At 63.9% G+C, this 12,743-nt stretch carries 10 protein-coding genes; 4 read left to right on the forward strand and 6 right to left on the reverse strand.

The genetic code is table 11. The annotated features are described in order from the left end of the window. Positions 1-4: 4 nt before the first annotated feature. Positions 5-1,921 carry a PrkA family serine protein kinase gene (locus HV681_RS23995; RefSeq protein WP_437340401.1) on the reverse strand — a complete coding sequence of 639 codons (1,917 nt, stop codon included), beginning with the start codon at positions 1,919-1,921 and terminating at the stop codon, positions 5-7. 755 nt (positions 1,922-2,676) lie between these two features. Beyond that, entirely contained in the window at positions 2,677-3,792 is a 1,116-nt protein-coding gene (gene ribD / locus HV681_RS24000) for a bifunctional diaminohydroxyphosphoribosylaminopyrimidine deaminase/5-amino-6-(5-phosphoribosylamino)uracil reductase RibD (RefSeq protein ID WP_414632017.1), read from the reverse strand. Between the two features lie 213 nt (positions 3,793-4,005). Between ribD and HV681_RS24005 the strand changes: the two genes are divergently transcribed. Then, positions 4,006-4,569, forward strand: a complete 564-nt coding sequence (locus tag HV681_RS24005; RefSeq protein WP_175125459.1) for a cysteine hydrolase family protein — start codon at positions 4,006-4,008, stop codon at positions 4,567-4,569. Positions 4,570-4,588: 19 nt separating this feature from the next. Continuing rightward, complete coding sequence (locus HV681_RS24010; RefSeq protein WP_175125460.1) at positions 4,589-5,581, forward strand: GlxA family transcriptional regulator; 993 nt, start codon at positions 4,589-4,591, stop codon at positions 5,579-5,581. 49 nt (positions 5,582-5,630) lie between these two features. Here HV681_RS24010 and nrdR read toward each other — a convergent pair whose 3' ends face one another. The 4 genes from nrdR to tyrS form a co-directional block, all read right to left on the reverse strand. Continuing rightward, the gene (nrdR, locus tag HV681_RS24015; RefSeq protein ID WP_056327845.1) at positions 5,631-6,110 is read right to left on the reverse strand and encodes a transcriptional regulator NrdR; all 480 of its coding nucleotides are present in this window, start codon (positions 6,108-6,110) and stop codon (positions 5,631-5,633) included. A 225-nt stretch (positions 6,111-6,335) separates the two neighbouring features. After that, positions 6,336-7,586, reverse strand: coding sequence for a serine hydroxymethyltransferase (glyA, locus tag HV681_RS24020; RefSeq protein ID WP_175125461.1), 1,251 nt, complete (start codon positions 7,584-7,586; stop codon positions 6,336-6,338). Positions 7,587-7,867: 281 nt separating this feature from the next. Further along, the gene (locus HV681_RS24025; RefSeq protein WP_175125462.1) at positions 7,868-8,521 is read right to left on the reverse strand and encodes a YbhB/YbcL family Raf kinase inhibitor-like protein; all 654 of its coding nucleotides are present in this window, start codon (positions 8,519-8,521) and stop codon (positions 7,868-7,870) included. Positions 8,522-8,592: 71 nt separating this feature from the next. Continuing rightward, entirely contained in the window at positions 8,593-9,822 is a 1,230-nt protein-coding gene (tyrS, locus tag HV681_RS24030; protein WP_175125464.1) for a tyrosine--tRNA ligase, read from the reverse strand. 256 nt (positions 9,823-10,078) lie between these two features. On the opposite strand from tyrS, the gene HV681_RS24035 reads away from it, so the two are divergent. Both HV681_RS24035 and HV681_RS24040 read left to right on the forward strand, forming a co-directional pair. After that, on the forward strand, positions 10,079-11,488 hold the full coding sequence (locus tag HV681_RS24035; protein ID WP_175125466.1) for a M23 family metallopeptidase: 1,410 nt from the start codon (positions 10,079-10,081) through the stop codon (positions 11,486-11,488). A gap of 87 nt (positions 11,489-11,575) precedes the next feature. Continuing rightward, positions 11,576-12,709 (forward strand): anhydro-N-acetylmuramic acid kinase, encoded by a 1,134-nt coding sequence (locus HV681_RS24040; protein ID WP_286939706.1) that lies wholly within the window; start codon positions 11,576-11,578, stop codon positions 12,707-12,709. The last annotated feature ends 34 nt before the right edge of the window (positions 12,710-12,743 follow it).

Consider the following 12,743-nt stretch of genomic DNA (forward strand, 5'->3'; position numbering starts at 1 on the left):
TCGCTCAGGAAGACTTCCTCACACGGAGATACCACTCGCACAGCAGCCTGACCTGCTTTTCCGTGTAGCCCTTCTCCACCATCCGGTCGACGAAGCTCTGGTGTTTCGTCTTGTCCTCGGCCGAGGCCTTGGCGTTGAACGAAATCACCGGCAGCAGGTCTTCCGTGTTCGAGAACATCTTTTTCTCGATTACTTCGCGCAGCTTTTCATAGCTGGTCCAGTTCGGATTGCGGCCGCTGTTGTTGGCGCGCGCCCGCAGCACGAAGTTCACGATCTCGTTACGGAAGTCCTTGGGATTGGCAATGCCTGCGGGCTTCTCGATCTTTTCCAGCTCATCGTTCAACGCGCTGCGGTCGAAGCTTTCGCCGGTTTCAGGATCGCGGAACTCCTCGTCCTGGATCCAGCAGTCGGCAAACGTGACGTAACGGTCGAAGATGTTCTGGCCGTATTCGGAGTAGGACTCCAGGTAAGCGGTCTGAATCTCCTTGCCGATGAACTCCGCGTAACGCGGCGCCAGGAAGCCCTTGATGAACTCGAGATAGCGCCGGCGGATTTCGTCGGGATAGTCTTCGCGGCCGATGCGCTGCTCCAGCACGTACATCAGGTGCACCGGATTGGCGGCCACTTCGGTCTGGTCGTAGTTGAAGACGCTGGACAGGATCTTGTACGCGAAACGCGTGGAGACGCCGGTCATGCCTTCATCCGTGCCCGCGTAGTCCTTGTATTCCTGCAGCGCCTTGGCTTTGGGATCGACGTCCTTCAGGCTTTCGCCGTCGTAGACCCGCAGCTTGGAATAGATGCTGGAATTCTCGGGTTCCTTCAGGCGTGTCAGCACCGAGAACTGCGCCATCATGTCCAGCGTTCCGGGCGCGCACGGCGCTTCGGACAGCGAGCTGTGATGCAGCAGTTTTTCGTAGATGCGGACCTCTTCGGACACCTGCAGGCAATAAGGCACCTTGACGATATAGATACGGTCAAGGAACGCCTCGTTGTGCTTGTTGTTGCGGAAGGTCTGCCATTCCGATTCGTTCGAGTGGGCCAGGATCGTGCCGTTGAACGGGATGGCCGAGAAGCCTTCCGTGCCCTTGAAGTTGCCTTCCTGGGTAGCCGTCAACAGCGGATGCAGCATCTTGATCGGGGCCTTGAACATTTCCACGAACTCGAGCAGCCCCTGGTTCGCCAGGCACAGACCGCCGGAATAGCTGTACGCGTCCGGGTCGTCCTGCGAATGGCGGTCGAGCTTGCGGATATCAACCTTGCCCACCAGCGACGAAATGTCCTGGTTGTTTTCGTCGCCCGGTTCGGTCTTGGCAATGGCGATCTGCCGCAACACCGACGGGTTCAGGCGCACGACACGGAACTTCGAGATGTCGCCGTCGAACTCCTTCAGGCGCTTGACTGCCCACGGCGACATGATGCCGGTCAGGTAACGCTTGGGGATGCCGTATTCCTTTTCGAGCATGTCGCCGAATCGTTCCGGATGGAACAGCCCGAGCGGCGATTCGTTCACCGGCGATCCCTTCAACGCGTAGATGGGAAAACTTTCCATCAGCGCCTTGAGCCGTTCGGCGATGGACGACTTGCCGCCGCCCACCGGTCCCAGCAGATAGAGGATTTGCTTGCGCTCTTCCAGCCCCTGCGCGGCGTGTTTGAAGAACGCGACGATCTGTCCGATCACGTCCTCCATGCCGTAGAACTCCTGGAACGCGGGATAGCGCCGGATGGTCCGGTTGGAAAACAAACGGGAAAGACGTGGGTCGTTGCGCGTATCCACGATTTCAGGGTCGCCAATCGCGGCCAGCATGCGCTCAGCGGGGCTGGCGTAGGCCATGGGATCGCGCTTGGCGAGGCTCAGATACTCCTCGAGCGAGAGCTCTGATTCCTGCTCTCTTGCATACTGCGACTTGAAGCCTTCGACGATGTTTTGCACGGAAACCTCCTACATACAACACGCGAAAAATTCAATACGTCCCTACATGCCCATTGTGCATCAGCGCCTGCGAATTACTAAACAACTTCGCTGTTGGCGTTTTCGGCAAGTTGTTATGTTGCTTTCGCCACACATCAACCATAAGCACGATCGGACCCTTTGTGTTTAGGCTGCACCCCTTTCGCACTAGTTCCGTCAGGGATTGCAACTAACGTGAGCAAGTTAACTCGTCGTCTCGAGCATAGACCCGCATATAGCGTGCCTGACGCAACCGCACATGAAATGGTCGGCAACGAAACGACGGAATGAGCGATATCCGATGGATTCTTGTTGGCCCGGGATAAACCCGGAGCGTTCGCCATGCGATCGCAGCGAACGGGCTGAACGGCGCTGGGCGACTTCGTTCAGTGGCGTGCCGGTCGGTGTTGAACTGCGCCGATTCGCGGCACGGGAATCCGTGGTGACGAGGGCGCGCAGCGGCTGTGCGGGTGGTCCGTGAGCGCGTAGCGCCAAGTCATGCTGCTTATGCTAAGCCCGTGACTCTTTTGTGGCAATTCATTTTGCGCGAATATTTGCTCGCGTAATCACGCGAAACGCCTTCGTGCGCGGTGTGGTGCACGGTGTGGTGCGCGCCCATCGCGTATGCCGATCCGCACGCATCGATAGGGTGAATCGTGCAGACGCAAGCTGTGCGCGGCTTTCAAACGATTGGCAGCCGAACGCGCGGAGTGCTAACAGCAAATCCGTTACGACAACGTGGGCAACGCCACGCTTTCCATCAAATGCCGCCACGTGCCTGCCACGCGCGCGCGCACAGACAGATCGGCGCCCACGCGCGCGATATCGGTAAATTCGTAGCGCCGCGCGGCGTCCAGGTGTTCGAGCATCGGCAAGCGCACCATGCCCGCCGCGTCGCCCAGCAGCACCGGCGCAAGATACAACAGCAGTTCGTCGACGCAGCCGGCTGACACCAGCGCACCGCTCAGGCCCGCGCCTGCCTCGACGTGAACCTCGTTGAACTGCTGCTCGGCCATCCAGCGCATCATGGCAGGCAGATCGACGCGGCCAGGTTCCGTGCCCGGCAAGCACACCACGCGCGCATTCTTGTCCGCCAGGCGCGCTGCCTTCGCGGCATCTTCGCGCGCGGTGAACACGATGACCTCTGCGCCATCGAACAGCCGCGCGGTCTCCGGGATCTGGAATTGGCCGTCCACGACGGCCTTGCGCGGCTGGCGCGGCGTATCGACGTCGCGCACGTTCAGCTGCGGATCGTCCTTGAGCACGGTGCCCATGCCGGTCAGCACGACGCAGCTGCGCGCCCGCCAGCGGTGTCCGTCGGCCCGCGCTTCCGGTCCGGTGATCCATTGCGACATGCCGTTATGGAGCGCACTGCGGCCGTCCAGCGACGCCGCCATCTTCATCCACACCCACGGCAGGCCGCGGCTCATACGCGAAATGAAGCCGGCGTTCACCGCCAGCGCTTCTTCGCGGCAGACGCCGGTCGTCACCGCGATGCCCGCTTCGCGCAGCCGCGCCAGCCCCTGCCCGTTGACGAGCGGATTCGGATCACCCATGGCGACCACCACGCGCGCCGGCCGCGCCGCCAGCACCGCATCGACGCATGGCGGCGTGCGGCCGAAGTGGCTGCACGGTTCCAGCGTGACGTACAGCGTGGAACCGACGACCGTCTCGCCGCGCGCTTGCGCATCGCGCAGCGCGCAGATTTCCGCGTGCGGGCCGCCCGGCGGCTGCGTCGCGCCTTCGCCCAGCACGCGGCCGTCACGCACGATCACGCAGCCGACCCGAGGGTTGGGTGCGGTGGTGAACATAACGGTGTGCGCCAGCGCCAGGGCGCGTCGCATCCAGAAGAGATCGTCGGAGTCGCGGGTAATGTCCATGCCGAGGATTGTATGTCCGCCGCGCACGAATCTGCCGCGCGGCCCGGGCGCTTTCCGGCTGCCACCCCGCCATGTCCGTTTTGGGCCGCCGGCCGTCTTGGAACGCGCTCGCGGATCCGGCCAATCGGGAGTAAAAATGGCGTCACCCCCACGAATCCATGGCCAGGAGGCCCGGAAATGAAACAGGCACTTATCGTCATCGACGTCCAGGAATCCTTTCGCCAACGTCCGTTTTGGGACGAATCGGAGTATCCGGCGTTCATTTCGCAGATCCAGCCGCTGATCGACGCCGCCGCCGCGAAGGACATGCCGGTCTTGCAGGTATTCCACACCAGCCCCGCCGACGACCCTGCCAATCCGTTTTCGCTCGCCTCCGGCCACGTCAGGACGCTCAAGGAATTGCGAATTTCTCCCACGGCGGTATTTCATAAGACAGTGCATTCGTCGCTGTACGCCAAGGACGAGCACGGCGCCTCGTTGCACGATTGGCTGCTCAAACACGGCATCGAAGGCATCATCGTGGTCGGCATCCGCACGGAACAATGCTGCGAAACGACGTCGCGCCATGCCAGCGACGCCGGCTTCAAGGTGGTGTTTCCCACCGACGCCACGCTGACCTTTGCCATGCAAAGCCCGTCCGGCAGGAACTACACGCCGGCCGAGATCCGCGACCGGACCGAGCTGGTCCTGCAGGGCCGCTTTGCCCGCATCGTGCGCGCGGCCGACGCGCTGGCCGCGTAGCGTCCGGCGGGAGGCGCAGATGATCCCGGTGTATTTCGTCGTGCCGCGGGGCATCGTCCTGCTGGACCTCGCGGGTCCGGCGGAAGCCTTCCGCGTGGCCAACAAGCTGTGTCCGGGCACGTTCGCGCAGCATTTCTGCGGCCCTTCCCGCGACGTCGAAAGCGGCATTCCGGGCCTGCACCTGGCGCACGTGCAACCGCTGCCGGCTGCCGTGCCCCGCAATGCGCTGGTCATCATCTCGGGCGTGGTGGGCAAACACACGCGCCTGGAAGACGACGATGCGCGCGCCATCGTCGACTGGCTGGCGGTTCGCCATCCGGCCGACGGCTTCACGTTGATGACGGTCTGCGCGGGCGCGCTGTTCGCGGCCGCGGCCGGCCTGACGCGGCAGCGCGAGTGCACCACGCATCACACCTGTCTGGAACAGCTTGCCGCGTTGGATCCCACTGCCCGCGTGCTGGACAACCGCATCTTCGTCGAGGACGGTAACCTGGTCAGCAGCGCGGGCATCACGGCCGGGATCGATCTGGCATTGCACATGGTGTCGCGCCATTGCGGCCCGCGCGCGGCCAGCGAGGCGGCGCGCGACATGGTCGTCTACCAGCGCCGGGTGGGCTCGGATTCCGCGTTGTCGCCCTGGCTGGACCATCGCAGCCATATGCACCCTGGCGTGCACCGGGTCCAGGATGCCGTCATCCGCGATCCGGCTGCGCCCTGGTCGGCCCAATCGTTGGCAGATCAGGCGCACACCAGCGCCCGCCATCTGACGCGCCTCTTTCGTGAACACGCCGGCTGCACGCCGATGGACTACCTGTATCAGATCCGCGTGGCGCTGGCGCGCGACTTGTTGCGCGACACCCGGCTGGACCTGGAGCGCGTGGCGGAAAAGTCCGGATTCGGGTCGGCGCAACACATGCGCCGGGTATGGCGCAAGTTTCAGCCCCTGACGCCAAGCCTGATGCGGGGGGAGTTCACGCCTGGAGATGCCCTGCGCCGGACGCCAATGCAATGAACGGCGCCCCAGGCGCCGTTCATGATCGGTCAGGCCGCGCCGTGCGGCGCTAGTCCTTGCGCAGCTTGCCGGGCAGCAGCGGCCCCTGCATCTCGCGGATCGCCTCGACGAACTCGCCGATGTCCTCGAAGCTCTTGTAGACCGAGGCAAAGCGCACGTAGGCCACTTTGTCGAGCTTGCGCAGTTCGTTCATGACCAGTTCGCCGATGTGTTCGGACGGCACTTCGCGCTGGCCGCTGGCCAGCAGTTGTTCCTCGATGCGCGCGACGGCCGCATCCACGTCCTCCGTGCTGACGGGGCGCTTGCGCAGGGCCAGGCTCAGGCTGGCGCGCAGCTTGACCGGATCGTATTCGCTGCGGCTGCCATTGCGCTTGACGATCGAAGGCATGGCGAGCTCCACCCGTTCATAGGTGGTGAACCGCTTGTCACAGGACAGGCAACGGCGGCGACGGCGAATGGCGTCGCCCTCTTCGGAGACCCGGCTGTCGACGACCTGCGTTTCGGCATTGCCGCAAAATGGACACCGCATGTGTGATCCCTAAAGGCGCTGGACGCAAAAATTGAGCATATTGTAACGACGGGCACGATGCAAAGCGTCATTAGGGACGAATCCGGCGCGGCCGCCGTATTGCCCCCCCTCGTGCGGCAGGATGCCCCCCTACCCGCTCAGAAAGATTAAGGGACGGCGCCTTGCGGCGCCGTCCCTTGGTATGGTTTTGCCCGGAAGCGGCCAGGCCGCGTCCGGGGCACCTGCTTACTTCTTGCCGTACACCGGCAGACGCGAGGTCAGTTCATTGACCTTGGCGCGCACGGCGGCGATGTTCGCTTCGTCGCGCGGGTTGTCCAGCACGTCGGCGATCAGGTTGGCGGTCAGCTCGGCGTCGGCTTCGGTGAAACCGCGGGTGGTCATGGCCGGCGTGCCCAGGCGGATGCCGCTGGTCACGAAGGGCTTTTCCGGGTCGTTCGGGATGGCGTTCTTGTTCACCGTGATGTGGGCCTGGCCCAGCACCGCTTCGGCTTCCTTGCCCGTGATGCCCTTGGAACTCAGGTCCACCAGCATGACGTGGCTTTCGGTACGGCCCGAGACAATGCGCAGGCCACGCTTGACCAGCGTGTCGGCCAGCACCTTGGCGTTCTTGACCACTTGCTGCGCGTAGTCCTTGAACGAGGGTTCCAGCGCTTCCTTGAAGGCCACGGCCTTGCCGGCGATGACGTGCATCAGCGGACCGCCCTGGATGCCGGGGAAGATTGCCGAGTTGATGATCTTCTCGTGCTCGGCCTTCATCATGATGACGCCGCCGCGCGGGCCGCGCAGCGACTTGTGCGTGGTCGAGGTGACGAAGTCGGCATGCGGAACCGGGTTGGGATAGGCGCCGCCGGCGACCAGACCCGCGTAGTGGGCGATGTCGACCATGAACAGCGCGCCGTTTTCACTGGCGATGCGGGCCATGCGTTCGAAGTCGATATGCAGGGCATAGGCCGATGCGCCCGCCACGATCAGCTTGGGCTTGTGTTCCTTGGCCAGCTGTTCGACCTGCTCGTAGTTCAGGACTTCGTTTTCATCCAGGCCGTACGAGATGAAGTTGTACAGCTTGCCCGACGCGTTGACCGACGCGCCGTGCGTCAGGTGACCGCCTTCGGCCAGGCTCATGCCCAGCACGGTGTCGCCCGGCTTGAGCACGGCCATGTACACGCCCTGGTTCGCCTGCGAGCCGGAGTTGGGCTGCACGTTGGCGGCCTCGGCGCCGAAGATCTGCTTCAGGCGGTCGATAGCCAGTTGCTCGACCACGTCCACGTATTCGCAACCACCGTAGTAGCGCTTGCCCGGGTAGCCTTCGGCGTACTTGTTCGTGAGCTGCGTGCCTTGCGCTTCCATGACGGCCGGGCTGGCGTAGTTCTCCGAAGCGATCAGCTCGATGTGCTGCTCTTGGCGCTGATCTTCCTTCTGGATGGCGGCCCAAACGTCCGGGTCAGCCTTGGACAAGGTGAGGTTGCGGTCAAACATGACGGGGGTTTCCTGAGGCGGTAAAAGGAGAAAACGAGAAAGAAGAAAACGGCGTCGGGCGGGTAAACCCGCAGAATGCTGAGTAGTTTACCCCGTCATGCGGGATCATTTGCGCTCAAAACGGCCTGAACCGGCCCAATTTCCGGCGGACGGGCGCGAAAACCACGGCATCGCCGCGGGTCGGGAAACGGCTCTCATGACGACTTGAGAAAGATTCATGCAAAGGGCGCGGGCAATAAAAAGGGCCGCACTTGGCGGCCCTGCGTACATGACGGTGTCGATCAAGCCGACGTGGCCCCGATTTGCTTGGGCGCCAGCGCCGGATTGAGCGTATAGGTGCCGGTCAGCGACGCTTGCGCGAGCACATGCTTCTGAATGGCCCGCAGTGCGTCTTCGCCGTTGAAAGAGCCCTGCAAGTTCAGGCTGGGCACGTCCAGGGCGTACAGCGTAAAGATGTAGCGATGGACCAGGGCATCATTCCAGGGCGGGCACGGACCGTCGTAGCCGAAGTACTCGCCGCTCATGTCGTGGTCATTGGCGAACCACGACGAATAGGAATTGATGCCTTGGCGCGCGTCCATGGGGGCCAACGGGCCGCCCTTGCCGCGCGGCGTGATGCCGTTGGAAAACGCGCCTTCGTCGATCTCGCGCAGGTCGGCCGGCAAATCGACCAGCACCCAATGGAAGAAGTCGACACGAGCGAGGTCGGCGGGCACTTCGCGGCCTTCCTGGTTGACGTCGTCAGGACGCGAGGGCACATCGGGATCGTGGCAGATCAGTGCAAACGACTGCGTGCCCGCGGGGACGTCGTCCCAGGAGAATTGCGGGTTGCAGTTGTCTGCCAGCGCGACGTGCGATTGCGCATCGATCTTGCCGAAAGCATAGCGTTCGGGAATCGACTCGTGATCGGAAAAAGACAAACTCGAAAGTTCCATGTCGTGCTCCTTTAAATGCCGCAAAGGCGCCAGGCGTTTGTATGTACCCTGAGCGTATCAAAACTTCGCATTTACGGGTTCAAGTTAACACGCGCAAACTTGCGCTTGCCCACCTGAACGACGTAAGTCCCGGCCGGCAATTGCAACGATTTGTCTTCTACGCGATCGCCGTTGACGCGCACGCCGCCTTGCTCGACGTTGCGCTGCGCTTCCGAGCCGGAAGCGACCAGCCCCGCTTCACGCAACAGCTTCAGGATGCCCACCGGCGCGCCGCCGATGTTGACTTCGGGCATGTCGTCAGGGATGGCGCCGTCGCGGAACCGTGCCTCAAACGAGGCCAGCGCGTCGTCCGCCGCCTTGGCCGAATGGAACCGCGCGATGATTTCCTGGGCCAGCATGACCTTGGCGTCGCGCGGATTGCGGCCGCCGTCGATCTCCTGCTTGAGCGACGCGATGTCCTCCAGCGAGCGGAAGGACAGCAGCTCGAAGTAGCGCCACATCAGCGTGTCGGAAATCGACATGAGCTTGCCGAACATGGAATCGGGCGACTCCGAAATGCCGATGTAGTTGCCCTTGGACTTGGACATCTTCTCTACGCCGTCCGTCCCGACCAGGAGCGGCATCGTCAGGATGCACTGCGGCTCCTGTCCATATTCCTTTTGCAGCTCGCGTCCCACCAGCAGGTTGAACTTCTGATCGGTGCCCCCCAGCTCCAGATCGGACTTCAGCGCGACCGAGTCGTAACCCTGCATCAGCGGATACAGGAATTCATGCACCGAGATGGGGATGCCGCCCTTGAAGCGCTTGGTGAAGTCTTCGCGCTCCATCATGCGGGCGACCGTGTAGCGCGACGCCAGCTGGATCATGCCGCGCGCGCCCAGGGGATCGCACCATTCGGAGTTGTAGCGGATCTCGGTGCGGGCCGGATCCAGCACCAGGCTGGCCTGGGCGTAATAGGTCTTGGCGTTAGCCTCGATCTGTTCGCGCGTCAGCGGCGGGCGCGTGCTGTTGCGGCCGCTGGGGTCGCCGATGGTCGAGGTGAAATCGCCGATCAGGAAGATGACGTTGTGCCCCAGGTCCTGCAACTGGCGCATCTTGTTCAGCACCACCGTATGACCCAGGTGAATGTCCGGCGCGGTCGGATCCAGGCCAAGCTTGATGCGCAGCGGCACGCCGGTGGCGCGGCTCTTGGCCAGCTTGCGGGCGAATTCGGACTCGACCAGCAGTTCATCGCAGCCGCGCTTGGCTATACGCAGATCCGCTTCGACTTCGGGGGTGATGGGGGCTTCGGTGGGTGACATGACAGGGGGCCCAAGGCGGCTTCAGCCGACAAAAAGGTGTAAAAAGTGACGAAAACTATCGTAAATTCTAGCCGAATCGGCTAGGATACCGGCCTAATCATACGCAACTGCCATATGTACGCAGGTGCGTTCGCTCTACCATCCCTTGTTCACAAGATGCGCCCCGCGCCAGCCCTTGCCCCGGAAACGTGGCGCGCGAGGGCCGTTCGTGTACCGCACCCTGAGAGTTCAAGCCACCTGAGAGGGTATTTTCACGATGACTCGTGGCCTCCACGAACTGGCGAGTGGCCTCAAGCGCAAAGTCGCTGCCGTATTTGCGCCCGTTGAGCCCAAGCCCCATCGCTCGGGACTTTTCCGCCGCACGCTTCTCGTCACCGCAATTGGTCTGTTCGCAGGCGCCGCCGCTCTCGGCATGGTGCAGCAACCCGACCGCACCGAACTCCCCCCCTCGCGCGTCATCCAGAGCATTCTGCCGCTGACCGCCGAGCAAGTCGAAGTCAGCACCCCCAGCGCCGCCCCCTACATCAGCGAAACCCGGATCCGTCCGGGCGACACGCTGTCGGCAGTGCTGCAGCGCCTGGAACTCGACGCCCCCAACCTGCAATCCTTCCTGACGCACGACGCCAGCGCCCGCAGCATCTACAAGCTGTACCCGGGCCGCTCGGTGCAGGCCGCCACGGACGAACAGGGCAACCTGGTCTGGTTGCGCTACATCCACACTCCCGGCAATGAATCCGACGGCCAGGTCGTGACGCGCATGCTGCACGTGGCCCCGTCCGGCGACAGCTACAAGGCCGAGGAAGTCACCGAAAGCACCGAACGCCAGACCCGCGTCGCAGTCGGCACCATCAAGTCCTCGCTCTTCGGCGCCACGGACTCCGCCGGCATCCCGGACTCGGTCACCATGCAAATGGCCGACATCCTCAGCGCCAAGATCGACTTCCTGCGCGACCTGCGCCAAGGCGATCAATTCCGCGTGGTCTACGAAGTGCGTTCGCACGACGGCCGCTACGCTGGCGCCGGCCGCGTGCTGGCCCTGGAATTCATCAACGGCGGCAAGACCTTCAACGCCGTCTGGTTCAGCCCCGACGAAAAGTCGGGCTCCTATTACGACTTCGACGGCACCAGCCTGCGCGGCGCATTCCTGCGCACTGCCCTGAAGTTCAGCCGCATCAGCTCGACGTTCGGCATGCGCATGCATCCCATCCACAAGACCTGGACGGGACACAAGGGCGTCGACTACGCCGCGCCGTCGGGCACGCCGATCCACTCCACCGCGGACGGCACGGTCGAATTCTCGGGCTGGCAGAACGGCTACGGCAACGTGGTCATCGTCAAGCACCACGGCAAGTATTCGACGCTGTACGCGCACCAGAGCCGCATCGCCGAAGGCGTCACCAAGGGCTCCAAGGTCTCGCAAGGCCAACTGCTTGGCTATGTCGGTTCCACCGGCTGGGCCACCGGACCGCACCTGCACTACGAATTCCGCGTCGACAACCAGCCCATCGACCCGCTGTCGGTGGACCTGCCCGTAGCCCGCGCCCTCGAACCCGCGGAAGTCCGCGCGTTCAACCAGGCGGTCGGACCGTACAAGCAGCAGATCCAGTTGCTGACGCAATTCCAGCAGACGCTGCCTGACGCGCTGACCAACGTGGCCAGCCGCTAAGGCAGGTCCGCACTAAACAGGCCCGCGCGCAGCGGGTGCGGCGGCGGGGCGAAAAGCCCCAGCCGCCTTTTTTATTTGGAGGCGCCCGTGAATGCCACCCTGCCCTTGCAGCAAGACCGTCGCCCGCTCTACATCGGCCTGATGTCGGGCACCAGCGTCGATGGCGTCGACGGCGTGCTGGCCCGCCTCGAAGACGGACAACCGCCGCAGGTGCTGGCCAATGCCAGCCTGCCCATGCCGGAGAATCTGCGCCGGGAGTTGCTGGCACTGAACGTTTCGGGAGGCGACGAGCTTGCCCGCGCCGCGCTCGCGGCCAATGCACTGGCGCGCGTGTATGCCCAGGCCGTGGCAAAGCTGCTTGCGGATGCCGGCGTGGCCGCAGCCGACGTCAGCGCCATTGGGGCACACGGCCAGACCGTGCGGCACCGACCTGACCTGGGCTACACGCTGCAGCTCAACGCGCCTGCCCTGCTGGCGGAACAGACCGGCATTTCGGTGATCGCCGACTTCCGTACGCGCGACGTCGCCGCAGGCGGCCAGGGCGCGCCGCTGGTGCCGCCGTTTCACGCCGCCATCTTCGGCGCCAGCCACGGCCGCGCCGTACTGAACTTGGGCGGCATTGCCAATGTGACACTGCTTGAGCCGGGGCAGCCAGCGCGCGGCTTTGACACCGGTCCAGCCAACGTGTTGCTGGACGGCTGGTGCCAGCGCCATCTGGGCCGACCTTACGACGCCGGCGGCCGCTGGGCCGCGAAGGGACAGGTGCTGGCGCCCCTGCTCGAACAACTGATCGGCAGCGAGCCGTGGTTCGGTTTGCCGCCCCCCAAATCCACGGGCCGCGACCTGTTCAACATGCAGTGGCTGGACGCCCGACTGGCGGAGTTCGACGGTGCCGCGCCTGCCCCTCAAGATGTGCAGGCGACGCTGCAGCGGCTGACCGCCAGGACGGTCGCCGACGCGATCGACCGGGCCGCGGCGGGGACGCAGGAGGTCTTTGTGTGCGGCGGCGGGGCGCACAACGCCGGCCTGATGCAGGAACTGGCGTATTGCCTGCAACGCCCCGTTCGTCCCACCGATGCGCTAGGCGTGCCCGCGCAGCAGGTGGAGGCCTTGGCATTTGCGTGGCTGGCGCATGCGTTCATAAAGGGCAAGCCAGCCGGCCTGCCCAGCGTGACCGGCGCACGCGGCCCGAGGATACTTGGAGCGCTGTATCCGGCTTGAGCTCCGCATCAGGCCCAGGCGGCGATCTGGGCTT

The sequence above is a fragment of the Achromobacter animicus genome (assembly GCF_902859585.1).
In the GTDB taxonomy this organism is placed as follows: Bacteria; Pseudomonadota; Gammaproteobacteria; order Burkholderiales; family Burkholderiaceae_B; genus Achromobacter; species Achromobacter animicus.